Annotated in this window: 21 protein-coding genes and 1 pseudogene; 16 read left to right on the top strand and 6 right to left on the bottom strand. The window is 61.5% G+C overall.

Annotated features, from left to right (window positions below; translation table 11 throughout):
- The first annotated feature begins 152 nt into the window (after positions 1 to 152).
- Both BKP54_RS06530 and BKP54_RS06525 read left to right on the top strand, forming a co-directional pair.
- The gene (locus BKP54_RS06530; RefSeq protein WP_025424739.1) at positions 153 to 1,052 is read left to right on the top strand and encodes a metallophosphoesterase; all 900 of its coding nucleotides are present in this window, start codon (positions 153 to 155) and stop codon (positions 1,050 to 1,052) included.
- On the top strand, positions 1,052 to 1,420 hold the full coding sequence (locus BKP54_RS06525) for a hypothetical protein (RefSeq protein ID WP_025424738.1): 369 nt from the start codon (positions 1,052 to 1,054) through the stop codon (positions 1,418 to 1,420). Before BKP54_RS06530 ends, BKP54_RS06525 begins: the two co-directional genes overlap by 1 nt.
- A gap of 76 nt (positions 1,421 to 1,496) precedes the next feature.
- Here the strand turns inward: BKP54_RS06525 and BKP54_RS06520 are convergent, their stop codons facing one another.
- The 4 genes from BKP54_RS06520 to BKP54_RS06505 form a co-directional block, all read right to left on the bottom strand.
- The gene (locus tag BKP54_RS06520) at positions 1,497 to 2,711 is read right to left on the bottom strand and encodes a hypothetical protein (RefSeq protein ID WP_057206614.1); all 1,215 of its coding nucleotides are present in this window, start codon (positions 2,709 to 2,711) and stop codon (positions 1,497 to 1,499) included.
- A 190-nt stretch (positions 2,712 to 2,901) separates the two neighbouring features.
- A complete protein-coding gene (locus BKP54_RS06515; protein WP_057221567.1) occupies positions 2,902 to 3,792 on the bottom strand; it encodes an NAD(P)-dependent oxidoreductase in 891 nt (296 codons plus the stop codon).
- Positions 3,789 to 4,652 carry a glycosyltransferase gene (locus BKP54_RS06510; protein WP_057206609.1) on the bottom strand — a complete coding sequence of 288 codons (864 nt, stop codon included), beginning with the start codon at positions 4,650 to 4,652 and terminating at the stop codon, positions 3,789 to 3,791. Before BKP54_RS06510 ends, BKP54_RS06515 begins: the two co-directional genes overlap by 4 nt.
- Positions 4,649 to 5,869, bottom strand: coding sequence for an NAD-dependent epimerase/dehydratase family protein (locus BKP54_RS06505; RefSeq protein WP_025424734.1), 1,221 nt, complete (start codon positions 5,867 to 5,869; stop codon positions 4,649 to 4,651). The genes BKP54_RS06510 and BKP54_RS06505 overlap by 4 nt, the downstream gene beginning before the upstream one ends.
- A gap of 127 nt (positions 5,870 to 5,996) precedes the next feature.
- Between BKP54_RS06505 and ybgC the strand changes: the two genes are divergently transcribed.
- On the top strand, positions 5,997 to 6,452 hold the full coding sequence (gene ybgC, locus BKP54_RS06500; protein WP_025424733.1) for a tol-pal system-associated acyl-CoA thioesterase: 456 nt from the start codon (positions 5,997 to 5,999) through the stop codon (positions 6,450 to 6,452).
- Positions 6,453 to 6,613: 161 nt separating this feature from the next.
- On the opposite strand, the pseudogene ligD reads toward ybgC, so the two are convergent.
- Positions 6,614 to 7,740: pseudogene (gene ligD / locus BKP54_RS06495) on the bottom strand (non-homologous end-joining DNA ligase); the annotation flags it as partial.
- A 78-nt stretch (positions 7,741 to 7,818) separates the two neighbouring features.
- Entirely contained in the window at positions 7,819 to 8,109 is a 291-nt protein-coding gene (locus BKP54_RS06490; RefSeq protein ID WP_025424732.1) for a hypothetical protein, read from the bottom strand.
- A gap of 308 nt (positions 8,110 to 8,417) precedes the next feature.
- Here BKP54_RS06490 and tolQ point away from each other — a divergent pair, with 308 nt between their 5' ends.
- The 13 genes from tolQ to serA all read left to right on the top strand — a co-directional run bounded on the left by tolQ (position 8,418) and on the right by serA (position 24,282).
- The gene (gene tolQ / locus BKP54_RS06485) at positions 8,418 to 9,140 is read left to right on the top strand and encodes a protein TolQ (RefSeq protein WP_025424731.1); all 723 of its coding nucleotides are present in this window, start codon (positions 8,418 to 8,420) and stop codon (positions 9,138 to 9,140) included.
- A 27-nt stretch (positions 9,141 to 9,167) separates the two neighbouring features.
- Positions 9,168 to 9,620: a protein TolR gene (gene tolR / locus BKP54_RS06480; RefSeq protein ID WP_025424730.1), complete on the top strand. Its 453-nt coding sequence runs from the start codon at positions 9,168 to 9,170 to the stop codon at positions 9,618 to 9,620.
- Positions 9,621 to 9,629: 9 nt separating this feature from the next.
- Positions 9,630 to 10,709, top strand: coding sequence for a cell envelope integrity protein TolA (gene tolA, locus BKP54_RS06475; protein ID WP_025424729.1), 1,080 nt, complete (start codon positions 9,630 to 9,632; stop codon positions 10,707 to 10,709).
- A 78-nt stretch (positions 10,710 to 10,787) separates the two neighbouring features.
- Positions 10,788 to 12,098, top strand: a complete 1,311-nt coding sequence (gene tolB, locus BKP54_RS06470) for a Tol-Pal system beta propeller repeat protein TolB (RefSeq protein ID WP_025424728.1) — start codon at positions 10,788 to 10,790, stop codon at positions 12,096 to 12,098.
- A gap of 182 nt (positions 12,099 to 12,280) precedes the next feature.
- Positions 12,281 to 12,811 carry a peptidoglycan-associated lipoprotein Pal gene (gene pal, locus BKP54_RS06465; protein WP_025424727.1) on the top strand — a complete coding sequence of 177 codons (531 nt, stop codon included), beginning with the start codon at positions 12,281 to 12,283 and terminating at the stop codon, positions 12,809 to 12,811.
- 197 nt (positions 12,812 to 13,008) lie between these two features.
- The gene (ybgF, locus tag BKP54_RS06460; RefSeq protein ID WP_025424726.1) at positions 13,009 to 14,040 is read left to right on the top strand and encodes a tol-pal system protein YbgF; all 1,032 of its coding nucleotides are present in this window, start codon (positions 13,009 to 13,011) and stop codon (positions 14,038 to 14,040) included.
- Entirely contained in the window at positions 14,030 to 15,370 is a 1,341-nt protein-coding gene (tilS, locus tag BKP54_RS06455; RefSeq protein WP_025424725.1) for a tRNA lysidine(34) synthetase TilS, read from the top strand. Before ybgF ends, tilS begins: the two co-directional genes overlap by 11 nt.
- A gap of 100 nt (positions 15,371 to 15,470) precedes the next feature.
- On the top strand, positions 15,471 to 17,414 hold the full coding sequence (gene ftsH / locus BKP54_RS06450; RefSeq protein ID WP_025424724.1) for an ATP-dependent zinc metalloprotease FtsH: 1,944 nt from the start codon (positions 15,471 to 15,473) through the stop codon (positions 17,412 to 17,414).
- Positions 17,415 to 17,832: 418 nt separating this feature from the next.
- Positions 17,833 to 19,185, top strand: a complete 1,353-nt coding sequence (gene glmM, locus BKP54_RS06445) for a phosphoglucosamine mutase (RefSeq protein ID WP_025424723.1) — start codon at positions 17,833 to 17,835, stop codon at positions 19,183 to 19,185.
- A gap of 230 nt (positions 19,186 to 19,415) precedes the next feature.
- Positions 19,416 to 20,234, top strand: a complete 819-nt coding sequence (locus tag BKP54_RS06440) for an outer membrane protein (RefSeq protein WP_057206601.1) — start codon at positions 19,416 to 19,418, stop codon at positions 20,232 to 20,234.
- A gap of 190 nt (positions 20,235 to 20,424) precedes the next feature.
- Positions 20,425 to 21,258: an outer membrane protein gene (locus BKP54_RS06435; protein WP_084814325.1), complete on the top strand. Its 834-nt coding sequence runs from the start codon at positions 20,425 to 20,427 to the stop codon at positions 21,256 to 21,258.
- Between the two features lie 164 nt (positions 21,259 to 21,422).
- The gene (locus tag BKP54_RS06430) at positions 21,423 to 22,601 is read left to right on the top strand and encodes a phosphoserine transaminase (RefSeq protein ID WP_057221565.1); all 1,179 of its coding nucleotides are present in this window, start codon (positions 21,423 to 21,425) and stop codon (positions 22,599 to 22,601) included.
- Positions 22,602 to 22,686: 85 nt separating this feature from the next.
- A complete protein-coding gene (gene serA / locus BKP54_RS06425; protein WP_057217916.1) occupies positions 22,687 to 24,282 on the top strand; it encodes a phosphoglycerate dehydrogenase in 1,596 nt (531 codons plus the stop codon).
- Positions 24,283 to 24,394: the final 112 nt, after the last annotated feature.

The following is a 24,394-nucleotide window of genomic DNA, read 5'->3' as shown; positions in this document are numbered from 1 at the left end:
GCTGCATGTTTCCTTGAACCGGATACGATTTAAGGAAACATGCAGTAGGGAAAGAGCCGGCCGTCGACGTTGGACGAGCGCTTTCCATTACCTGCATCGCCTCGATGAAGGTGGCAGGCGGCTTGGCGTCCATCCATTGAAGGGAAGAGTGAATGCTGGCGCGGCGCGGGTTCTTCAAGCTTCTCGGCGGGCTGGTGATGGCTGGGTTTGGCACCAGCGCCTATGCGGTGGGGGTCGAGCCGTTGCAGCGGCCGCTGGTGACGTCCTACGCTTTGCGGCCTGCCAACTGGCCGCCAGGCCTCAAGCTCAGGGTCGTCGTCCTGGCCGATATCCACGCCTGCGAACCCTGGATGCCTGTGCACCGGATTGCCGGCATCTGCGATCAGGCCAGTGCGCTTGGTGGCGACATCATCCTCCTTCTCGGCGACTATATGAGCAGCCTGCGCCTGACCGGTTTCGTCGAACCCGCCCGTTGGGCCGAGGCATTGGCGCGGCTGAAAGCGCCTCTCGGGGTCCACGCGATCATAGGCAATCACGACTGGCTCAACGATCCGGTCGCCCGTCTGGCCGGGCATGGTCCGACAATAGCCCACAGGGCGCTTGCCGGCGTTGGCATCCCGGTCTACGACAATCGTGCGCTGCGGCTCGAAAAGGACGGACGATCCTTCTGGCTCGCCGGTCTGGCCGATCAACTCGAGCCAACCTACCTGGCTCCCGACGGCTCAGGCATGATCCCCGGGCTCGATGACCTGCCCGGCACGATGGCCGGCATGGATGGTGACGATCCGATCATCCTGATGGCCCACGAGCCGGACATCTTTGTCGATGTGCCCCGGCGTGTATCGTTGACACTCGCCGGCCATACCCATGGCGGGCAGGTCAGGATTCTCGGCTATGCGCCGCTTGTCCCGTCGCGATACGGCAACCGCTATGCCTACGGCCACGTCGTCGAGGACGGTCGTCACATGATCGTCTCCGGTGGATTGGGTCTTTCGAATTTGCCGATCCGGATCGGATCGCCTCCGGAAATCGTTGCCATCGATATCGGCTAATGACAGCGTCGATTCAAGCAACGGGCTCGGTGATCTTGCCGAAGGTGAAGATGCAGATCGGCCGCTCGCTGACGGAAGGCATGTCGACCAAGCAGCGCAGCACCTTCCTCGTCTCCGGTGTAATATCGGCAACCTCCTGGCGCGTGCCGTTGATGCTCGGCGCATTGCCACAGCTCAATTTCGTCGTTCCGATGACGGTGATCCTGATGGCCTATGGCCTGCTGCTTGCCGCCGCGATCGTTGTCTCGCACAGCCTTCTCTTCGTGCTTACGGCGGATAAAACCGGCAAATTCGATGAAAGCGCGGATCGAGCCCATGATGGGCCTGCTGTCGGTGGCTTGAGTTGGGGGATCAGGGGTCTGGTTTGACCCGTGATCAGAAGGAAAGGCCCGGCGTCGAGCGCGACGCCGGGCCTTTCTGTTTATGGGTGTTGAGCAAACCGCGTCAGGCGGCCTTGCCGAAGAGATTTTGTAGAGCGCTACGCAAGCCGGGTACGACTTCATAGGTGTCGGTTACCAAAAGCAAACCATCCGCGCACTCGAACCAATCTCCTGCCATCCCCGCGATCCCTTTGATTGATGTGCTGAGCTTGGCAACCTCGATCGAGTTGGGCGGGGTGCTGATGACCCGCTCTGCAATCCAGGCGTCAAGCCAGCTTTGGTTCGCGGGTGAGACAGCCTCCAGCGCGGTTTGTGGGTGTTTGTCGAAATAGTCCTGAATAGCGATATTGGTCGGTGCGATGACGATCTGGTCGAGATTGCTGTCCCCGAAGGCATCGATGACGCGTGAGCGTTCAAGCGCCATCAGGAAGGTATCGGTCTTGCCGTCCCGGCCGGTTGTCGCCGCGAGAGAGCGTAGCGTCTCCAGTATCGTCGGAAGCTGTTGTTCCTGTTGCGCGTCGTCGGCGCCGGTCTTGATGAGGGACTGATAAACGAGGTCGATGCCGGGGGTGAACGACCGCTTGCGGATGCCGCGTGTCCAATTGTATTCGAAATCCACTTCGAAGCGACCTTTGAGATTGGGCACTGCGCCCTGCGGCACCTCGATGATCACGGCTGGGTTCCAGATATAGCCGGCATAGGATGGGCGGCCGGGATTTGCCGGCATTCCCGACGACACCCAGCCGACATGCGGCAAGCTGGTGTGCCATTCGATTGATCGTGATTCCGGGCGGGCCGCGAACGAGACCTCGGAAGCGGTGAAGCTGACGCCGACGTTGGCGCTGAGCGAAGCGCCCGCCTTCGGGCCTTCCGAACTATACTCGGCGCTCAGTTCGCCGCCGATCGAGAAGCTGATGGTTGCCTGCTCGACCGTGCTGTTCGGCCCGAACGTCAAGAGACGTGCCTGTGCCGAGGTCGTTTCAATGCGCAGATTCATGTGGTTGGCATAAAAGCCGACCGAGACCCAATTGGACGACGGCTTGGACGGCGAGCCCTGAATGCCGTGGTAGACATCGCCGGCAACGAGATAATAGTCGCGCGTCAGATTCTGATCGCCGTGTATCAGCTTGTAGACCGATAGCAAGGCGTTCGCGGTCAGGGTTTGCGATGAGGTTTTGACCGTACCCCATCCAAAATCCTTACCGCCGTTCGTTCTCCATTCACCGTTCAAAGTGCCGACAAGCTTCCAGACTTCAGGATTCAACGTCTCGATAGGCATCGTTTTGTTTCCTTCGAAGCGCCGTCGATCGACGGGAGGTTGAGCTGTGGAGCGAGACCGGAACCGGCCCGCGCAGCCACCTTAACGCAGATATTCGAAGACAACCTGAGGTAATTATTTGTACATTAAAGCTCTTTAAACGAGTCCTAAAATTAGACAAGCAGGACGCTGGTCCTATGCGCTTGCGGCGTCAGGCAAGCAGCGTTCTGACCGTTGCCCGCAATCGCTCCAGCCCGCCCGGCCGCCAGTCAACTGCTCGGATCTTCTCGCTATTCATGGCGTTGAAGGTGGTCAGCGTGGCCGGGCGCGGAAGGGCGTGCTTGGAGCCGGTAATATCCTGAACCATTGCCAGAATGGTACAGTTGTCGACGAGCACATCGGAGACGTTGAACACGCCGCTCGTCAGGCCGTCGAGCGGTGCTTCGAGGGTGAGGCGAACGGCGGCGGCCACATCATCGCCATGAACTTCCGTGCCGGCGCGTGGCGCAATCTCTCGGCCCGCGAGATAGTCATCGAAAAGCGGCTGCCATTTGTGAGCGGCACCTGTGCCGGACGGTCCGTAGACGCCGGTCACACGCAGGCTCACCGCCTTGAATGCGTTCGTGCCTAGTGCGGCCAGTGCATTTTCGGCTTCCAGCTTGAGGCTGCCATAGAGGCTTTCGGGATGGCAGGCCGTATCTTCAAACAGTTCTACGCCCGGCAGTTGGTCGCCATAGACGGCGCGGCTCGACAGGAAGACGCAGCGCTTCACGCCGTGGTCGCGGGCGGTTCGAAACAGGCGGACGGAGCCGTCGAGATTGCTGCGGCGGAACCCTTCCGGGTCATCGCCTTCGCCGCCCCGATAACGCCCGGCGACATGCTGGAAGGCGGCATGGACGAAGTGGTCGACGTCACGGAAGGCGACGCTCTGATCGATATCCGGGTCGAGAGCGAGCGGAACGAAAGCGACAGGCTTCGAGAAGAAGGCGGGAGCGGGCGGAGTGCGGCCGCCGGCAACAACGTCATACCCGGCGGCCATCAGATGCTCGACGATGAAGCGGCCGACGAAACCGGTGCCACCGGAGACGAGCACGCGCGTCATGACTGAGCCGGATTCGCAAGGGTTGCTATGTCTGGAATATTCTCGCCGGTGAGGTAGGCGGACCAGAGGTCGATCAACGGACGAAGCTGCTTGGTGCGGGGATGGTCCTTCTCCCACGGCTTTTCGTACTGGTAGTGCAACACGCCGATCGACGACCAGTCCCAGAGTTCTGGCAAATTGAACCAGACATATTGCAGCATGTTCATGGTCACCGGCAGGCCATGCCATTCGGGAAAAAAGCTCTGCAGGAAGGTCTGGTCGGTGCGGGGCCAGAAGGCTTCAGGCGCGTCGAGCCTTTCGAGCATGGCGCGGAACGTCGCGATGGATGGCTCGGCAACGAAGACGCCGGAATTCAAACGGTGAAAATCGGCAAGACCTTCATAGACATTCGGCGCGGCGGAAAACTCCGGATAGCCAAACAGCCGGTCGATGTTTCTGAGAACGATCGCATCGGCGTCGATGAACACGCAGCGGCGATATTCTGTCAGCTGCCAGAGCCGCAGCTTGCAGAAATTGTCGAGCGGCGAATGAAAAGCCGGCTTGCGCCCCTTGGTGAAGGGCGCTTTGTCGTGGACGTTGCGCTTGCCGTGGCGCTCGTTGAAGGCTTCCGAGAGCGGCAGCAGCTTCGTTTCGATAAGGCGGCAGCCGATTGTTGAGAGTGGCGCAAGGACGTCGGCGGCAACGCCGCCAGTGTGGAGAACGACGATATCGGCCGGGGTGTTCGTCAGGCGGATCGAGCGGACGAGCGCGCGGGCGCCGAGCGCATAGTCGGCATTGGTGACGAGCGTCACGAATGCATGATCGGACGAGGCAGGGGAGGAGGGGCGGAGCCCCTCCGGGTGATCGTCAAGTGATGTCATGAAACGGATTTCAGCCGCTTGCCCTCAGGGTCGTGGTTGATGCGCATCGCGATATCCTTGGTCCAGGCGGAGACGGCCGGAACGCGCGAGCGATCGACGCGATAGGCAAATTTCCTGGCGACATCGACGATTTCGGAAAGCAGACCATCTCTGAGACGGATCGGATCAAGGCCAAGCCCCAGGAACTTTTTGTTGTGCACGACGAGTTCGTTTTCCGCCGCTTCCTTGCGCGGGTTGGGCAGCCAGGCAATCTGCGAACCGGAGATCGTGGCGATCATTTCGGCGAGGTCCCGCACCCGGTGGGTTTCCGTCATCTGGTTGAAGATTTCGACGCGGCTGCCACGGGCCGGCGGGTTCTTCAGCGCCAGTTCGATGCAGCGCACGGAATCCTGGATGTGGATGAAGGCGCGTGTCTGGCCGCCGGTACCATGCACGGTCAGCGGATAGCCGATCGCCGCCTGGATGAGGAAACGGTTCAGCACCGTGCCATAGTCGCCGTCATAGTCGAAACGGTTGATCAGCTGAGCGTGCCTGCGGGTCTGCTCCGTGTGGGTGCCCCAGACGATGCCCTGGTGCAGGTCGGTGATCCTGAGGCCATCGTTCTTGGCGTAGAACTGGAAAAGCAGCTGATCCAGGCACTTGGTCATGTGGTAGATCGAGCCGGGATTCGAGGGATAGAGGATGTCCTGGCTCACGGTTTTGCCCGCCATCGTCTCGATGCCAACAGGCAAATAACCCTCGGGGATCGCCGCGCCGACGGTGGAATAGCCATAGACGCCCATGGTGCCGAGATGCACCAGATGTGCATCGAGTTCGAGTTCGACGAGGGCGTTCAGCAGATTATGCGTGGCATTGACGTTGTTGTTGACGGTGTAATTCTTGTGCCGGTCGCTCTTCATCGAATAGGGCGCTGCGCGCTGTTCGGCGAAATGCACGATCGCGTCGGGGCGGTGTTGCGTAAGCCAGTTCTTCAAAAGCTCGTAGTCGCGGGCAAGATCGATCAGGTTGAAATGAATGCGACGGCCGGTTTCGGCATGCCAGATGCGGGTACGCTCCTGGATCGAATCCATCGGGGTCAGAGACTGCACGCCGAGCTCGGTATCAATCCAGCGGCGTGAGAGATTGTCGAGAATATGGATGTCATGACCGGCGTCGGACAGGTGAAGGGCCGTTGGCCAGCCGATGAAACCATCACCGCCGAGGATCGCAATCTTCATGCACGGTTCTCCTGATCAGGAAGGAAAGCTGTGTCACGTGTAGGATAGGTTTGTGACAAAGCTGCAATGCTTGCAAATGCCTTTTTGTTCCTGCACAGGATTTGGGAAATTCTTGTCGGAGAGAAGCATGTCCCTGATCTCGATTGCAGGCGAACTGACCGAAGGCGGCCATCGACTGGTCCAGCGCGTTTATTACGAAGACACCGATTTTTCCGGCGTCGTTTATCACGCCCGCTACTTGCATTTCATGGAGCGCGCCCGCACGGATTTCCTGCGGCTGCTCGGCGTCGAGCAGGCGACGCTGGCGATCGAGGGTGACAGCGAGGGTCTCGTCTTTGTCGTGCATCGGATGGAGATCGACTTCAAGGCGCCGGCGCGCATGGACGACATCCTGACGATCGGCACGGTGACGGAGAAAGCGGGCGGTGCCAAGATGGTGCTGCTGCAGGAGATCCGCCGTGATGGGCAATTGCTGATCGCCGCCAAGGTGATTATCGCGGTGATCAACGGCCAGGGCCGTCCCCGCCGCCTGCCCGAAGCGCTGGCGACGAAATTCACACAGGCAAGGCAAAGCGTGGGTTAAGCCGGCACGTGCTGTTGCATGCATCGAAGCGTCCTTTCTGAAGGGCGCTTTTTTCGTTGCCAGGAGGTTAGTTGCAACCCGTACCGTTTGTGCAGTTGACGATCATGCGGACGTACGTATGGATCGAGGGCCTGCGGCAGGTGGCGGCCTAGCCGCCCCGCTTATTCGGCCAGCGTATCCAGTATCTTCTTGGTCAGGGACTGCCTTGTATCGCCAAGCTCAGACCAGGGTTCCATTCCATTTTCGATGCGCTGGAGGATATCGGCGATATGGAAACCGTTGGCTGCGTCGAGGTTGGAAAGCTCGCTCCAGCTGACGGGCGTTGCCACCGGTCCACCTGCGCGGGCTCGGGTGGAATAGGGAGCGATCGCTGTCGCGCCGCGTTCGTTCCTCAGCCAGTCGATGAAGATCCTGCCCTGGCGCTTTGCCTTCGACATGGTGGCAATGAAATTATCCGGATCGCGGTCGGCAAAGCCCTGCGCGAACGACTTGGCGAAGCGTTTCGCGTCCTCCCATGGTGCGCGTGGCGCCAGCGGAACGATGACATGCACGCCCTTGCCGCCGGTAACCATCGGAACCGATTGCAGGCCGATGTCGTCGAGCGCGTCTCGAAGGCTGAGTGCGGCGTCCTTGACGGTTGAAAAATCGACGCTTGGGTCGGGGTCGAGGTCGAACACCAATCGGTCCGGCGTCTCGATCTTGTCGACCGGCGATCCCCAGATGTGAAATTCCAGCGTTCCCATCTGGACCGCCGCAACAAGACCCTTGGCATCACGCACATACATGTAGTTCTCGGTGTCGCCGGAGGATTCCTTCACCGGTGTCTCGCGGATCTCGGCCGGAAAACCCTCGCTGGCATGCTTCTGGTAAAAGCATTGGCCGCGTCCGCCCTGCGGGCACCGCATCAGCGACAGCAGGTGACCGCTGGCAAAGGGCAGCATCTTGTCCGCCACGACGGCGTAGTGGCGGGCGAGATCGAGCTTGGTGATGCGCCCTCCCTCGAACAGCTCGCGCTCCGGATGGGTGATGCGAACGCCGAGAACGGTGTCGTCCGTAACCGAATTCGCCGCGCTCGGCGTTTCGCGCGAGGCACGCTTCGCGTTGCCCTGCGCACGCACTGCTTGGTTCGGCGCACGTTTCGCATCGGGTTCGGGCTCCTTCGTCATCTTCGGTCTTTCCTGTGTCACGGCCTTGGCCTCCTTGTCGCGGCGCAGCCCTTCGAAGCGCCGTGGCGAATGTGTCCATCGTCAGAGAACTCGGCTAAGTCGAACTAGGCCACCAGATCCGGCGTGTGCCGGCGGGCCCCATGCCGTCGAGCAATGCTTGCAGCTCGTGCCGTCGCTTGATGAGCGGGTTCTTGCGCAGGTCAGCGTTCTCCGTTCAGCGGTTTGGTGCCTGACGCGCGGACTGCGTCTTGGGCGAGGGCCTGCTCGATGCCCGCGATATCTTCGCTGGTGATGGCAGGGATCGGATCGGAGATGATTGCCTGAAGCACCTCGCTGGATAGGACGCCGTTGGCGAGTGCCTCTTCCAGCGCGGCGCGGGTTTCCCGCTCGGCCTTCAACTGCGCGTAGAGTGCCAGGATCAAGCGATCGCGCTGATCGAAGTGCTGCGGGGTGGACCGCCGGTCGCGATGTCGTGTCGTTTGCGTGGTCATGGCGAGAAAACGCCCGCCGACGAGGGAAGTTCCGTGATGGGCGCTTGGCCTCAAGGTGCGGCCGGAAAGACACAGCACGGTAACACTCCCTTAACCATAATGGTGTCTTAATCAGCCCATCAGGATTTGTGCAGTGCACGTCATCCTTTGACCAAAATTGACGGCAAGAAGGCAACCATAAGCTAATAAAGGTCGCGATGGTGCGACCAGCGGCGGCGCCGGGGCATTCTTGCAACAGGACGTTTGGGCTACCCGGTCACGAGCATGAGCCGCTCTTGCCGGGTGTTTGGATTCGGGGACTGAAAACGATGGAACAGGTTGGATTGGCCGCTGCGACGCACGATGTGACCCTCTGGTCGCTGTTCATGCAAGCGGGCTTTGTCGTGAAGTTGGTCATGCTGGGGCTGATTGCAGCTTCGGTGTGGACATGGGCGATCGTCGTCGACAAGACGCTGAACTACGGCCGTGTCCGTCGCCAGCTCGACGGCTTCGAGCAGGTGTTCTGGTCGGGCCAATCGCTCGAAGAGCTGTACCGCACGCTCTCCGACCGCCAGACGGCGGGCATGGGGGCGATCTTCGTCTCGGCGATGCGCGAATGGAAGAAGAGCTTCGAGCGCGGCGCTCGCTCGCCGATCGGCCTGCAGATGCGTATCGACCGTGCCATGGACGTGACGCTTGCGCGTGAATCGGAATCGCTGGAAGCGCGCCTCGGTTCGCTCGCGACCATCGGTTCGGCGGCACCCTTCATAGGCCTCTTCGGTACCGTCGTCGGTATCATGACCTCGTTCCAGGCGATCGCCGGTTCGAAGTCGACCAACCTTGCAGTTGTGGCCCCCGGTATCGCCGAAGCGCTGCTGGCAACTGCCATCGGCCTGCTTGCGGCTATTCCCGCCGTTATCGCCTACAACAAGTTTTCTGCCGACGCCGGCAAACTGTCGGCGCGTATGGAAGCCTTCGCCGACGAGTTTTCCGCGATCCTGTCGCGGCAGATCGACGAGAAACTGCAGAACCCGCGCCAGGCCGCGCAGTAATCGCCAGAGAGCACGGAGACCACGCTGATGGGTATGTCGGTTGGCGGAGCCAAGGGGTCGGGCGGCGGTCGCCGCCGCCGCGGCGGCAAGAAAGCGATCATGAGCGAAATCAACGTCACGCCCTTTGTGGACGTGATGCTGGTGCTGCTGATCATCTTCATGGTCGCCGCACCGATGATGACGGTCGGCGTGCCGATCGACCTGCCGGAAACGCAGGCCAAGGCGCTCAACTCCGATACGCAGCCGATCACCGTTTCGGTCAACCCGGCCGGCGAGATTTTCCTGCAGGAAACGCCGATCGCAATCGAAGAGGTTGTGCCCAAGCTCGAGGCGATTGCCACCACCGGCTACAACGAACGCATCTATGTCCGCGGCGACACCAACGCCGACTATGGCACGGTGATGAAGGTCATGGCGCGCATCTCGGCTGCCGGGTTCAAGAACCTCGGCCTCGTGACGCTGCAAGAACAGGAAAAGTGATCCTTGGCCATGAAGGGCAGTCTCGCCACATCTGGTCTGCTTCACGCTCTGGTTCTGACCTGGGCGCTGGTTTCGCTCGGCAGCCCGGCTGACTTCCAGGTCGCCGACGTCGAAGCCTTGCCTGTCGATATCGTACCCTATTCGGAAATGACCCAGGTCCAGCAGGGCGACAAGAAGGCACCGAAGAAGGAAACATCGTCGCCGGTTCCGACCAAACGTCCGGAAACGAGCCAGCCGGCCGAGAACATCGGCGACAACGACACGGACCTGAAAACGCCGCCGACGCCGAACGCCAAGCCGTCGAAGAGCGAGGCCACGGCCTCGCCGGAAAAGAACGAGAAGCCCGAACCGACGCCCGATCCGGTCGAGCAGGAAATCAAGAAGGTCGAGGAGACGAAGCCTGCTTCCGAACCGGCGACCGAAGTCGCGGCACTGCCGGAAGCCAAGCAGGAAGTAAAGCCCGAAACCAAGCCGGAACCGGCGCCGGCCGAAGAAAAGCCGGCCGAAAATCCGGAAGCCGAAGCGTTGCCCGAAAAGGTGCCGACGCCGGCTGCCAAGCCCAAGGTCGAAAAACCGGCACAGTCGGCAAAGACACCTGACCGCAAGAACGAGCAGACGCCGAAGGAACAGAAGAAGGCGGCCTCCACTGAGGAAAGCAAGTTCAACGCTGACGAAATTGCCGCCCTTCTCAACCGGCAAGATCCCTCTGCCGGTGGCGCCAAGCGCTCGACGCAGGAGGCGGCTCTCGGTGGCAAGAAGACCATCGGCGTGGGCTTGAGCGCCAACGAGATCGACGGTGTGAAGGGTCAGATCCAGGACAAATGGTCGCTGATGGCCGGTCTCACAGGCGTCGAGGAAGTGCGCGTCTCGATCCGGGTGCAACTGGATCCCTCGGGCAACATCGTCGGTGAGCCGGAGGTGACCGCCACGGGGGGGCCGGAAGGAACGCGCCGCGCCGTCGAGAGCAGCACGCTGCGCGCGCTCCGCCGCTCGGCACCGCTACAGAACCTGCCGCCTGAAAAATATGACGGCGAAAAAGGATGGAATACCCTCGTGCTGAACTTCGACCCCTCGGATTTCGCACTCTAGAGCTGCCGGGATTGGAATCATGCCGGATAGCAAACCAACCCTGCAAACCCTTCGTACTAAGCTGAAAGGCTTGTCTCTATGATCAAGAGCTCTTTTTTCCGCGCCCTGATGGTGGCAGCGGGTCTGCTGGCCGCCTTCGTGGCGGCGACGCCGGCGAATGCGGTCGTTGAAATCAACATCAACAAGGGCAATGTCGAACCGTTGCCGATCGCGATCACCGACTTCCTGCAGGGTGAACTCGGCAAGAAGATTTCGGACGTGGTCGCAGCCGACCTCAAGCGGTCGGGCCTGTTTAAGCCGATCGACCGCGGTGCCTTCATCGAAAAGATCAGCAACCCCGACGCCGCGCCGCGGTTCGAGGACTGGAAGGTCATCAACGCCCAGGCGCTCGTCACCGGTCGCGTGACGCAGGAGGCCGACGGTCGCCTGAAGGCCGAGTTCCGGCTTTGGGACACGTTTGCCGGCACGCAGATGACCGGGCAGCAGTTCTTCACCCAGCCTGAAAACTGGCGTCGTGTTGCCCATATCATCGCCGATGCGATCTATGAGCGCATCACCGGCGAAAAGGGCTACTTCGATACGCGTGTCGTCTACGTTGCCGAAAGCGGCCCGAAGACCGCCCGCAAGCGCCAGCTTGCGATCATGGACCAGGATGGCGCAAATCCACGACCGCTCACCAACTCCAACGACATCGTTCTGACGCCGCGCTTCTCGCCGAACCGTCAGGAAGTCACCTACATGTCGTTCGAAAACCAGCAGCCGCGGGTCTACCTGCTGCAGCTGGAGACCGGACAGCGGGAGGTTGTCGGCAACTTTCCGGGCATGACCTTCTCGCCGCGCTTCTCGCCCGATGGCCAGCGCGTCATCATGAGCCTGCAGCAGGACGGCAACGCCAACATCTACACGATGGACCTGCGCTCGCGCACGACGACACGGCTCACCAGCACGCCGGCGATCGATACGGCACCGTCCTATTCGCCGGATGGTGGCCAGATCGCCTTTGAAAGCGACCGCGGCGGACGTCAGCAGATCTACGTCATGGGTGCCGATGGCTCCGGTCAGCGTCGTATCTCCTTCGGCGACGGTTCCTATTCGACGCCGGTCTGGTCTCCGCGTGGCGACCTCATCGCCTTCACCAAGCAGTCGGGCGGCAAGTTCTCGATCGGCGTGATGAAGCCGGACGGTTCGGGTGAGCGCATCCTGACCACAGGCTTCCACAATGAAGGCCCGACCTGGGCGCCGAACGGCCGCGTTTTGATGTTCTTCCGCCAGAACGCCGGTGCCGGCGGACCGCAGCTCTACTCGATCGATCTGACCGGTTACAACGAGCAGGCCGTCCCGACACAGGGCTTTGCCTCGGACCCGGCCTGGTCGCCGCGGCTTGAATAGCAGGCTCGCCTTTGCGGCGGGGATTGTGGCGACGATGCCGCTTTCTCGCCGCAAAGTGCTGGTCTAGCAGGCGCCGAGCTTAAATTATCGATTTGTTAACCATAACTGTTGAATAGCGATTAACCGCTTCCGGTTACAGTCTGGCAACCGTGAATTCAGACACTTCTCAAGGAGACCGGCGCATGAGCCGAATTGACACCCCGGCCGCAGGCCGCATGCAGACCATCGCTCGCAACCCGGTCATGATCGCACTTGTCATGACCCTTGCCATCGCTGGCTGCGCCTCGAAGAAGAACATGCCGAACAATGCCAACGAGCTTGGTCTCGGCGCCGGCGCTGCAACGCCGGGTTCGCAGCAGGACTTCACCGTCAATGTCGGCGACCGTATCTTCTTCGACACGGACTCGACCTCGATCCGCGCCGACGCCCAGCAGACGCTCGACCGTCAGGCTCAGTGGCTGGCCAAGTACCCGAACTACGCCGTCACCGTCGAAGGCCATGCCGACGAACGCGGCACCCGCGAATACAACCTGGCACTCGGCGCTCGCCGCGCTGCTTCCACCAAGGACTATCTGATTTCGCGCGGCGTTCCGGCCAACCGCCTGAAGACGATCTCCTACGGCAAGGAAAAGCCGGTTGCCGTTTGCGACGACATCTCGTGCTGGTCGCAGAACCGCCGCGCCGTGACCGTTCTCGGTGGCGCCGGCATGTGATCTTCCGATCACGCATCGCTAAATTATAAGGGCGGCCTTGTGCCGCCCTTTGCTTTTTTACCACACTTTGGCCGAACTCCGTTGCTTTTTCAGGGTAATTGGAAAACTGTGCGGCAATCATCCAGATGAATCGGCGAGATGTATTGCGGGCCCCGATTCCAGGGTGGGAAAACCGGTATTCGAACAGGACAAATGAAATGAAGAAATTTGTCGTGGCTGGACTGCTTGGTCTCGCGGCCCTTTCGGGCCTGGGCCAGACAGTAAACGCCATGCCGCTTTCCGGGCTCATGGCCCGAACGACACACGCCGACACGGCAGGGGCGCACAGTCTTCCCGTCGTGAAGGTACAGGCGTCCGAAACCACACGGGTCGGCCAACTTGAAGAACAGATCCGCTCGCTCAACGGGCGTATCGAGGAAATGAGCTTCCAACTCCTGCAGATGCAGGAGCAGATCCGGAAGTTCCAGGAGGACAACGAGTTCCGCTTCCAGGATCTGGAAAGCGGCAAGGCCTCCCCGAAGAAGAGCGGCGCATTGCAGACGCCGAAGTCCAGCGATCAGGCGTCCGTCACCCCTCAGGTGACGGATAGCCAGACGATGGCGCCTGTCGATCCTGGCACCGGCATGGCCGCATCGGGTGCCAATCAGGGCACGACCGGTGCGGCACCGCCGACGACGCTCGGCCAGATCGTCTTCGACGAGAGCGGCAATCCGATTTCGACGACGACAGACGCACAGCCTGGCGCCAACGCCACGCCTCCCGGTGTCGATCCCGGCGTAGCACTTCCGGGCACCGATGGCGGGCTCAACGCCAATCCGGATAGCCAGCGGCAGACGGCAGCGCTGGACAACCCCGGCGACCTCTACCAGTCGGCCTATGGGCACGTGCTTTCCGGCGACTACAGCACCGCCGAACAGGAGTTCCGCGACTATCTCGATGTGTTCCCGCAGGGCGAAAAGGCAGCCGATGCCAGCTTCTGGATGGGCGAAGCGCAGTATTCGCAGGGCAAGTACAGCGAAGCCGCCAAGACGTTCCTGAATGCGCATCAGGCGCACGCCAAATCGCCGAAGGCTCCGGAAATGCTGCTGAAACTCGGCATGTCGCTTGGCGCGCTCGACAACAAGGAAACCGCCTGCGCCACGTTGCGCGAGGTGAACAAGCGCTACCCGAAGGCCTCGCCGGCCGTGCGCGCAAAGGTGACGAGCGAGCAAAGCCGCTTTGGCTGCTGAGACGCCGGCGCACCTGGCCGTTCTCGAAACGGCGAAACGATTTCTTTCATTCTTCCATCGGCCCGCCCGACTGCTCGTAGCTGTCTCAGGCGGTAGCGATTCCAAGGGACTGCTTCTTGCCCTGCACCGGGCGATCGAGGCAACCGGCAAAGCCGACCTTTCCCTTGCCGCCTGCACGGTCGACCATGCCCTGAGGCCCGGCTCCGCCGATGAAGCGGAGGCGATCGCCGCCTTCTGCGCCAGCCTCGGCATTGCACATATGGTCAAACGCTGGGACGGCCACAAGCCGACGGCGGGAATTCAGGCCGCGGCACGCAACGAGCGCTATCAACTGCTGGCGAGCGCTGCCGATGAATTCGGGGCCACCTGCATCGTCACCGGGCACACCCTCGATGACCAGCGCGAGACGATCCTGATGCGGTCCGAGCGTGGGCAGGGGCCCGGTGGCGCCGGAATGGCCCGCGCAACGCTCTACGACAGGCGCTTCTGGGTGTTGCGCCCGTTTCTCGGCCTTCGCCGCGCCGACATACGCGCTTTTCTGAGCGCGGAGGGCGTTGGCTGGTTCGACGATCCGAGCAACATGAATATGCGCTTTGAGCGTGTGCGCACCCGCGAGCGCCTCGCCGAAACGGGTGGCGAAGTGGCTGCCGCATGGGATGCTGCGTCGCGGGCGCGCTCCTCGGCAAGGGCCGCCGCCTGGCTGAAGCTTCATGCGCGCGTTCACGAAAACCTCGTGGTGAGCTTTGCGGGCGCTGCTGTCGCCGGATGCGTCGACGCCGACTGCCGCCGCGCGCTTCTGGCGATGGCTGCCGTCGTCGGTGGCAGGACGCATCCACTGGCCGCGGAAACGGTCACGCGACTGATGGCGTTTCTCGAGCGGGACGAACCCGGACGGCTGACGGCGGGACGCGTCGTGTTCGACAGGCGTGCGACCGGCCTTTACCTCTATCGCGAGGCGCGTGATCTGCGGCTTCTGGCGCTGAGGCCCGGCGAAGCCGGCATCTGGGACGGCCGCTTTACGGTTCGAAATGTCGGAAATGGCATGGTGCAGATCGGCGCCACCAACGATGGCGGCCTGCAACAGGAGAGACTTATTGCCGCAGGACTGCCACCGGGCGTTGCCAAGCGGGCGTCGGTTTCCGCGCCTTGTGTTGTATCCACAGACGACAATTGCGTCGCGAAGACCGACGTTGAGCCGCGCATAGGCCCCTACGACACCTTTTTGCCGGGTTTCGACCTGATCATGGCGGAGATGATTGCCGGATTGTTCGGGCGTCAGCCCTATGTTCGGTCGCCGGTTCACGATCTGTTGACAGAAATGGAACGGTAGTTGGCGGTTTGCCTTGGCAAGGCGTCGCCAGAACCCTATGTTAGGGGCAAGAAAGCGGCCCGGCGAAATGTGCGGGTCGTGACAGGTTCCGGGGAGTTCGATGAACCCTAATTTTCGTAATTTTGCCCTATGGGCAATCATAGCGCTTTTGCTGATCGCGCTGTTTAGCATGTTTCAGCAACCGACCGAGCGCACCGGCTCGCGCGAGATTCCGTTCTCGCAGTTCCTCAAGGACGTCGATGCGAGCCGCGTCAAGGAAGTCGTGATCACTGGCTCCAAGGTCATCGGCAGCTATTCTGAAAGCGGCGCGACGTTCCAGACCTATGCACCTTCGGTTGACACCGCGCTCACCGAGCGTCTGGAAGCCAAGGACGTGACGGTGACCGTTCGTCCGGAAACCGACGGCTCCTCCGGGTTCCTGAGCTATATCGGCACGCTGCTGCCAATGCTTTTGATCCTCGGCGTCTGGCTGTTCTTCATGCGTCAGATGCAGGGCGGTTCGCGAGGCGCCATGGGCTTTGGCAAATCCAAGGCCAAGCTTCTGACGGAAGCGCATGGCCGCGTCACCTTTGACGACGTTGCCGGTGTCGATGAAGCCAAGCAGGATCTGGAAGAAATCGTCGAATTCCTGCGCGACCCGCAGAAGTTCCAGCGGCTCGGCGGACGTATTCCGCGCGGCGTGCTGCTCGTCGGCCCTCCCGGTACCGGTAAGACGCTGCTTGCCCGCTCGGTCGCAGGCGAAGCCAACGTTCCCTTCTTCACCATCTCCGGTTCGGACTTCGTCGAAATGTTCGTCGGCGTCGGCGCAAGCCGTGTGCGCGACATGTTCGAACAGGCCAAGAAGAATGCGCCCTGCATCATCTTCATCGACGAAATCGACGCCGTCGGTCGCCATCGCGGCGCCGGTCTCGGCGGCGGCAACGACGAACGCGAGCAGACGCTGAACCAGTTGCTGGTCGAAATGGACGGCTTTGAGGCCAATGAAGGCATCATCCTGATCGCGGCGACCAACCGTCCCGACGTTCTCGATCCGGCCCTTCTGCGTCCGGGCCGTTTCGACCGCCAGGTCGTGGTGCCGAACCCCGATATCAACGGCCGCGAGCGCATCCTCAAGGTGCACGTTCGCAACGTGCCGCTGGCGCCGAATGTCGACCTCAAGGTTCTGGCCCGCGGCACGCCCGGCTTTTCCGGTGCCGACCTGATGAACCTCGTCAACGAAGCGGCCCTGATGGCTGCGCGCCGCAACAAGCGCGTCGTCACCATGCTCGAGTTCGAAGACGCCAAGGACAAGATCATGATGGGTGCGGAGCGCCGCTCCTCTGCCATGACCGAAGCCGAAAAGAAGCTGACCGCCTACCACGAAGCCGGACACGCAATCCTGGCGCTCAACGTTCCCTCGGCCGATCCGCTGCACAAGGCGACGATCATTCCGCGTGGACGGGCGCTTGGCATGGTGATGCAGCTGCCGGAAGGCGACCGTTATTCCATGAGCTACAAGTGGATGGTCTCGCGGCTCGCCATCATGATGGGCGGACGTGTTGCCGAAGAACTGACTTTTGGCAAGGAGAACATCACCTCCGGCGCTTCGTCCGACATCGAGCAGGCGACCAAGCTTGCTCGTGCGATGGTGACGCAATGGGGCTTCTCCGACCAGCTTGGCCAGGTTTCCTACGGCGAGAACCAGCAGGAAGTCTTCCTTGGTCACTCCGTTGCGCAGCAGAAGAACGTTTCGGAAGCGACCGCTCAGAAGATCGACAACGAAATCCGTCGTCTGATCGATGAGGCCTACGAGACCGCCCGCAAGATCCTCACCGACAAGAACCACGAGTTCGTGGCTTTGGCGGAAGGGCTGCTCGAATACGAAACCCTGACTGGCGAAGAGATCAAAGCGCTGATCCGCGGCGAAAAGCCGGCGCGCGACCTCGGCGACGACACCCCGCCGCATCGCGGCTCCGCCGTGCCTTCCGCTGGCGTGAAGAAAGAGGGTTCGTCGGGTAACAAGGGCGAAGAATCCGAAGGTGGGTTCGAGCCGCAGCCGCAATAGCGGTTTTGGTTTCAGACGCTTATCTCAGAAGCCGCCGCGCCGGAGGGTGCGGCGGCTTTTTGTTGCTACTGCAACGTTTTCCTTAAATCGCATTCGATTTAAGGATAAAAACATGCAGCAATTCGAAGTGCTACCGCGACCTTTGCGCGTCTAATAAGACGCGCGGCGCTGTATGTGCAGGATTGCACTTGGTAACGCGATGTAATGATTTCTGATGCTATCGTCGCTGCCGTTTGCATTGGTTTTGTGTCAAAGAAGAAACGAAATACTCTCGGCCTTTGCTTCGGCATCAAGGTCGCGGGGGCCACGGTAACAGCCGGAATGATATGAGGTCTGGTCAATGAAACCCAGTCGCGGAGCACGCAGACAGGTGAAGCAGGCAAAGCCTGCATTGACCCAGCAGAACGATGGAGTTCTTATGAAGCGCAAGTATTTCGGCACGGACGGTATCCGCGGTCAGTCCAACATCTTTCCGATGACGCCGGACCTCGCCATGCGGGTCGGCATTGCAGTCGGTACGATCTTCCGCAATGGCGCCCATCGCCACCGGGTGGTGATCGGCAAGGACACGCGCCTCTCCGGCTACATGCTTGAAAACGCCATGGTCGCCGGCTTTACGGCTGCGGGTCTCGATGTGTTCCTGCTCGGACCGATCCCGACCCCCGGCGTTGCCATGCTGACGCGCTCGCTGCGCGCTGATATCGGCGTGATGATTTCCGCGTCGCACAATCCGTTCCAGGACAACGGCATCAAGCTGTTCGGCCCTGATGGCTACAAGCTCTCCGACGATATCGAAGCCAAGATCGAAGCCCTGCTCGATCAGGATCTGTCCGGCCAGCTCGCCAAGGCGGAAGACATCGGCCGCGCCAAGCGCGTCGACGGCGACATCTATCGTTATCTCGAACATGCCAAGCGCACCTTGCCGCGCGACGTCACCCTTCAGGGCCTGCGGATCGCCATCGATTGCGCCAACGGCGCCGCCTACAAGGTTGCACCCCAGGCGCTTTGGGAACTCGGCGCCGAGGTGGTGTCGATCGGGACCGAGCCGAATGGTGTCAATATCAACCTCGATTGCGGCTCGACCCATCCGGCGGCCCTTTCCAGGAAGGTGCATGAGGTGCGCGCCGATATCGGTATCGCGCTTGATGGCGACGCCGACCGGGTTCTGATCGTCGATGAGAACGGCACCGTGATCGATGGCGACCAACTGATGGCTGTTATCGCCGACAGCTGGGCCGAGGATGGCACGCTGCGTGGCGGCGCGATCGCCGCAACCGTCATGTCCAACTTGGGGCTGGAGCGTTACCTCAAGGGCCGTGGTATCGAGCTGCGCCGCACCAAGGTCGGCGACCGCTACGTTGTCGAGCAGATGCGCCAGGACGGCCTGAATGTCGGTGGCGAGCAGTCCGGCCACATCGTGCTGTCGGACTTCGGCACGACCGGTGACGGTCTCGTGGCCGCCCTGCAGATCCTTGCGGTCGTCAAGCGCCTGGGCAAGCCGGTGAGCGAGGTCTGCCACCGTTTCGAGCCGGTGCCACAGGTCTTGAAGAATGTGCGCGTGTCCGCCGGCAAGCCGCTCGAGGATGCAGCCGTGCGCCAGGCGATTGCCGATGCGGAAGCCGAGCTTGCCAAGTCCGGCCGCCTGCTGATCCGTCCGTCGGGTACAGAGCCTTTGATCCGGGTCATGGCCGAGGGCGATGACCGCGGCCAGGTCGAGCGGATCGTCGACGGGCTGATCAATGTCATCGGCAGCGCGCGTAACGCTGCTTAAAAGCGTACCTTCAGAAGTTTCCTCCAGGGCCGGTGACAATCACCGGCCTTTTCTTTGCTCGCCAAAGAACAAGTTGCCGCAGCCCGGAGTATTAACGTTCCTTAATGCACACGGTAAACGTTTGTAGTTAATCGGAGTTTAACCTTTCCCCCTCATTATCCATAACCAACGTCAGGATTTGGACACCACTTTCATGGTGCACCAAGCAACCGAATGTATTGGAGTGGGCCATGAAGAGAATTTTGAGTGGCGTTGTTGCAGTCTTGCTCAGCGGCACCGCAGCTTTTGCTGCCGACATTTACCAACCGCCTGTCGAAGCGCCTATCGTCGAGCCAGTGATCCAGACCAGCGGCTGGTATCTGCGCGGCGACGTCGGCTACGCCTGGAACGACCTGCGCGGCGCGAATTACTACCAGGGAGGCCCGGGCGGCTCTATCGCTGAGTTCGCCTCGGCCGATATCGATGACTCCTGGGTCATTGGCGGCGGTGTCGGTTACCAGTTCAACAACTATCTGCGCACCGACGTCACGCTCGACTACTGGGGCGGTGGCGACTTCAACGGCTCGACCTTAGGCGGCTGCGGGATCGTCGCGGGTCCCTGCGTGTCAAGTGACACAAGCTCGGTTTCCGCCTGGAGCTTGATGGCCAACGCCTATGTCGACATCGGCACCTACGGCGCCTTCACCCCCTATGTCGGTGCCGGTATCGGTGCCACGCACGTGAAATGGGACGGACTGCGCAACACCAGCTGCAGTGTCAGCAATCCGGCAGATTGCGACCCGACGACGGATCACGGTGGCGAGAGCGATTGGCGCTTCACCTACGCGCTCATGGCCGGTACTGCGATCGACCTGACCTGCAATCTCAAGGCAGACGTTGGCTACCGCTTCCGCCAGGTCGATGATGGCGACATGTTCGGCTACAACAACGGCGGCGGCCCGGGCTTCGACGAGGGTTTCTACATCCACGAGGCACGCGCTGGTCTGCGCTACTCCTTCGGCAATGTCTGCGAGGTTCCCTACGAGCCGGAGCCGATCGTCTACAAGTAAGACATATGACGCTGAAATCATGAAGGCCGCCCCCGGGGCGGCCTTTGTCGTTTCGCCCAAAGCTTTGCGCAAATCCTAACGGGCATGGTTAACCGCGAGTTAACCTCTGTCTGCAATAGTTAACGCTGAACGAAGCAGCTGGTGGGTGGATCCTATTCGGCGATGGCAATGGCAGCGAAAGGGCATGGGCATGAAATGGCGAAACGGGATCTGCGGAGCCGCGTTCGGTGTCGGCCTGTTGCTTTCCGGTCCGGCAGTTGCCGCAGACGAGACCCTGATCGACGCCCCCGAAATCACGATTGCCCAGGAAGCAACCGGCAGCAGCGGCCTCTACCTGCGCGGCGACATCGGGTACGCCGGCTGGCGCGACGAAGGCGATCCTAGCTACCGCACCTTCGATCTGGGGACCGGTTACAGCAATATTCCGTTCGACGGTGCACGCTTCGATAAACCGCTTTCGGGCACCATCGGCCTCGGCTACCAGATCACCGACACTTTCCGCGCTGACCTCACGGCCGATTATTTCGAGGGTCGTTTCGACGGCTCGTCGCTTACTGCAAGCCCCTGCGCGGGGCAGGGTGCCGGCACGTCCTGCGCCTTTGCCGCGACGGCGGATTTTTCCGCGCTGGGCCTGATGGCGAACGCCTATGTCGACTTCGGAACGCTCGCCGGCTTCACGCCCTATCTCGGCGCCGGTATCGGGGCGACCAATCTGCGTTGGAATACCGCCTTTGCCAGCGAGAGCTGCGTTGCCGGCGGCGGCGCCTGTGCCGGCGCTCCGGCCACAACCTCATTTGATGGTCGCGACAGCTGGCGCTTCACCTATGCGCTGATGGCCGGCGTCTCCTACGACCTCAGCGATCGCCTGAAGCTCGATGTCGGCTACCGCTATTCGCATATCGGCGACGGCGAGATGTTCGGCTTCGGCGCCGAGGCGCTAGCGGGTGCGAGCGGGGCAAAGGGTTTCGACGATGGACTTTCCCGTCACGAGATCAGAGCGGGCCTGCGTTTCTCGTTCTGGTAACAATCGGTCGGCAGGCGCAGCCCCATCTTTGCTGATATTGCCTGCGACGCCATAAATATTCTCGATTGCGACACAAGTCGCTTGACTTCCTTCCGGACCCGCAATATTTCCGACGGCGGGACACCCTTCCCCAACGAAGGGCTATCTATCTGGAAGGATAGCACATGACGAAGCCTGCCAAGCCGGACATCCGTCCGAACAACACCCATTTTTCTTCTGGCCCATGCTCGAAGCGCCCCGGTTGGTCGCTCGATGCTCTCTCCGGCGCTCCGCTCGGTCGTTCGCACCGCGCCAAGGTCGGCAAGACGAAGCTCAAGCAGGCCATCGATCTTACCCGTGACATTCTTGAAGTGCCGGCCGATTACCGCATCGGCATCGTGCCCGCTTCCGATACCGGCGCCGTCGAAATGGCACTCTGGTCGATGCTCGGCCAGCGTGGCGTCGACATGGTCGCCTGGGAAAGCTTCGGCGCCGGCTGGGTGACCGATGTGGTCAAGCAGCTGAAGCTCGCCGATGTGCGCAAGTTCGAAGCCGGTTATGGCGAACTTCCCGATCTCTCCAAGGTCGATTTCGACCGTGACGTCGTCTTCACCTGGAACGGCACGACCTCCGGTGTGCGCGTTCCGAACGCCGACTTCATTCCCGCCGACCGCAAGGGTCTGACCATCTGCGACGCGACGTCGGCCGCCTTTGCGCAGAACCTCGATTTCGCCAAGCTCGATGTCGTCACCTTCTCCTGGCAGAAGGTACTGGGCGGTGAGGGCGCGCACGGCGTCATCATTCTTTCGCCGCGTGCCGTCGAACGCCTCTTGACCTACGTGCCGGCCTGGCCGCTGCCGAAGATCTTCCGCATGACCTCGGGCGGCAAGCTGATCGAAGGCATCTTCACCGGCGAGACCATCAACACGCCGTCGATGCTCTGCGTCGAAGACTACATCGATGCGCTCGTCTGGGCTGAGAAGGTCGGTGGGCTCAAGGGCCTGATGGCGCGTGCCGACGCCAATGCCAAGGTGATCTTCGACTTCGTTGCAGCCAACGGCTGGATCGCCAATCTGGCGGTCAAGGACGAAACCCGCTCCAATACGTCGGTCTGCCTGAAGATCGTCGACACGGACGTCGCCGCACTGGATGCGGATGGACAGGCAGCCTTTGCCAAGGGCGTTGTCGCCCTGCTCGAAAAAGAAGGTGTCGCGTTCGACATCGGCCATTATCGCGATGCACCGTCCGGTCTCAGAATTTGGGCCGGTGCCACGATTGAGGCATCCGACATGGCAGCTCTGATGCCGTGGCTGACCTGGGCTTTTGAGACCCAGAAGGCGACGCTGTCGCTGGCAGCGGCCTAACCCAAGCGTTTGCTTCGCTCTCGATGGGGAGCGAAGCCCTTGTACCGCATTCCCGTTCAGACCTGATCTTCTCAAGGAGGCCATCATGGCACCTCGCGTTCTCGTATCCGACGAACTGTCGGAAACCGCCGTCCAGATCTTCCGCGACCGCGGCGTTGAAGTCGATTTCCAGCCGAAGCTCGGCAAGGACAAGGACAAGCTCGCCGAAATCATCGGCAACTATGACGGTCTTGCCATTCGCTCGGCCACCAAGGCGACCGAGAAGCTGATCGCCGCTGCGACCAATCTCAAGGTCATTGGCCGTGCCGGCATCGGCGTCGACAATGTCGATATTCCGGCCGCTTCGCGCCGCGGTATCATTGTCATGAACACGCCCTTCGGCAATTCGATCACCACGGCCGAACACGCCATCGCGCTGCTTTTTGCCGTTGCCCGCCAGCTTCCGGCCGCCGACACCTCGACGCAGGCCGGCAAGTGGGAGAAGTCCCGCTTCATGGGTGTCGAAATCACCGGCAAGACGCTCGGCGTCATCGGCGCCGGCAACATCGGCTCGATCGTCTGCTCGCGCGCCATCGGCCTCAAGATGCATGTGCTTGCCTATGACCCGTTCCTGTCGAAGGAGCGCGCCGAGGAAATGGGCGTCACCAAGGTCGAGCTCGACGAGCTGCTGGCCCAGGCCGACTTCATCACCCTGCACGTGCCGCTGACGGACAAGACCCGCAGCATCCTCAATGCCGAAGCTCTGGCCAAGACCAAGCCGGGCGTGCGCATCATCAACTGCGCCCGCGGCGGCCTCGTCGACGAGAAGGCGCTGGCCGACGCGATCAAGTCCGGCCACGTTGCCGGCGCCGGCTTTGACGTGTTCGAGGTCGAGCCTGCGACGGAAAGCCCGCTCTTCGGCCTGGCGAACGTCGTCTGCACGCCGCATCTCGGTGCGTCGACCACGGAAGCACAGGAAAACGTCGCCCTGCAGGTCGCCGAACAGATGTCGGACTATCTCGTCAAGGGTGCCGTTTCCAACGCCATCAACATGCCCTCGATCACCGCCGAAGAAGCCCCGATCCTCAAGCCCTTCATCCGGCTTGCCGACGTGCTTGGCGCCTTCGTCGGGCAGGTGACGGAAAGCGCGATCAAGGAAATCGAGATCCTCTACGATGGCGCGACCGCAGCGATGAACACCAAGGCGTTGACCAGTGCCGTGCTCGCCGGTCTCATCCGGCCGCAGGTGGCCGACGTCAACATGGTTTCGGCTCCGATCATGATCAAGGAAAAGGGCGTCATTCTTTCCGAGGTCAAGCGTGACAAGACCGGCGTCTTCGACGGCTACATCAAGCTGACGGTCAAGACCGCCAACCAGACCCGCTCGGTCGCCGGTACGGTGTTCTCCGACGGCAAGCCGCGCTTTATCCAGATCAAGGGCATCAACCTTGATGCGGATGTCGGCAGCCACATGGTCTACATCACCAACACCGACGTACCCGGCATGATCGGCTTCATCGGCATGACCCTCGGCGATGCCGGCGTCAACATCGCCAACTTCCAGCTCGGTCGCGAGAAGGAAGCCGGCGACGCCATCGCGTTGCTCTATGTCGACGGCCCGGTTTCCGATGACGTGCTCGACAAGCTGCGCGCCAACGGCGCGATCCGCCAGGCAAAGCCGCTGGTGTTCAACATCGATTGATCATCGATGCAGCAGCCTTGCGCACCGCCTGGTGCGCAAGGCTGAAGGGCGCAAATCGGCCATGATTTTGTGACCTATGCGCCGGCGAATGGCCCGCTCGCCAAGGCGGGCA

Source organism: Ensifer sp. 1H6 (assembly GCF_001976035.1).
In the GTDB taxonomy this organism is placed as follows: domain Bacteria; phylum Pseudomonadota; class Alphaproteobacteria; order Rhizobiales; family Rhizobiaceae; genus Ensifer; species Ensifer canadensis.
Note: the sequence above shows the minus strand (reverse complement) of the source record. Positions and strands in the feature narration are given on the sequence as shown.

Bases quoted from the DNA above. Each gene is read 5' to 3' on its own strand.
- BKP54_RS06530 (WP_025424739.1), top strand. From the start codon at position 153: ATGCTGGCGCGGCGCGGGTTCTTCAAGCTTCTCGGCGGGCTGGTGATG.
- BKP54_RS06525 (WP_025424738.1), top strand. From the start codon at position 1,052: ATGACAGCGTCGATTCAAGCAACGGGCTCGGTGATCTTGCCGAAGGTG.
- BKP54_RS06520 (WP_057206614.1), bottom strand. From the start codon at position 2,711: ATGCCTATCGAGACGTTGAATCCTGAAGTCTGGAAGCTTGTCGGCACT.
- BKP54_RS06515 (WP_057221567.1), bottom strand. From the start codon at position 3,792: ATGACGCGCGTGCTCGTCTCCGGTGGCACCGGTTTCGTCGGCCGCTTC.
- BKP54_RS06510 (WP_057206609.1), bottom strand. From the start codon at position 4,652: ATGACATCACTTGACGATCACCCGGAGGGGCTCCGCCCCTCCTCCCCT.
- BKP54_RS06505 (WP_025424734.1), bottom strand. From the start codon at position 5,869: ATGAAGATTGCGATCCTCGGCGGTGATGGTTTCATCGGCTGGCCAACG.
- ybgC (WP_025424733.1), top strand. From the start codon at position 5,997: ATGTCCCTGATCTCGATTGCAGGCGAACTGACCGAAGGCGGCCATCGA.
- BKP54_RS06490 (WP_025424732.1), bottom strand. From the start codon at position 8,109: ATGACCACGCAAACGACACGACATCGCGACCGGCGGTCCACCCCGCAG.
- tolQ (WP_025424731.1), top strand. From the start codon at position 8,418: ATGGAACAGGTTGGATTGGCCGCTGCGACGCACGATGTGACCCTCTGG.
- tolR (WP_025424730.1), top strand. From the start codon at position 9,168: ATGGGTATGTCGGTTGGCGGAGCCAAGGGGTCGGGCGGCGGTCGCCGC.
- tolA (WP_025424729.1), top strand. From the start codon at position 9,630: ATGAAGGGCAGTCTCGCCACATCTGGTCTGCTTCACGCTCTGGTTCTG.
- tolB (WP_025424728.1), top strand. From the start codon at position 10,788: ATGATCAAGAGCTCTTTTTTCCGCGCCCTGATGGTGGCAGCGGGTCTG.
- pal (WP_025424727.1), top strand. From the start codon at position 12,281: ATGAGCCGAATTGACACCCCGGCCGCAGGCCGCATGCAGACCATCGCT.
- ybgF (WP_025424726.1), top strand. From the start codon at position 13,009: ATGAAGAAATTTGTCGTGGCTGGACTGCTTGGTCTCGCGGCCCTTTCG.
- ftsH (WP_025424724.1), top strand. From the start codon at position 15,471: ATGAACCCTAATTTTCGTAATTTTGCCCTATGGGCAATCATAGCGCTT.
- glmM (WP_025424723.1), top strand. From the start codon at position 17,833: ATGAAGCGCAAGTATTTCGGCACGGACGGTATCCGCGGTCAGTCCAAC.
- BKP54_RS06440 (WP_057206601.1), top strand. From the start codon at position 19,416: ATGAAGAGAATTTTGAGTGGCGTTGTTGCAGTCTTGCTCAGCGGCACC.
- BKP54_RS06435 (WP_084814325.1), top strand. From the start codon at position 20,425: ATGAAATGGCGAAACGGGATCTGCGGAGCCGCGTTCGGTGTCGGCCTG.
- BKP54_RS06430 (WP_057221565.1), top strand. From the start codon at position 21,423: ATGACGAAGCCTGCCAAGCCGGACATCCGTCCGAACAACACCCATTTT.
- serA (WP_057217916.1), top strand. From the start codon at position 22,687: ATGGCACCTCGCGTTCTCGTATCCGACGAACTGTCGGAAACCGCCGTC.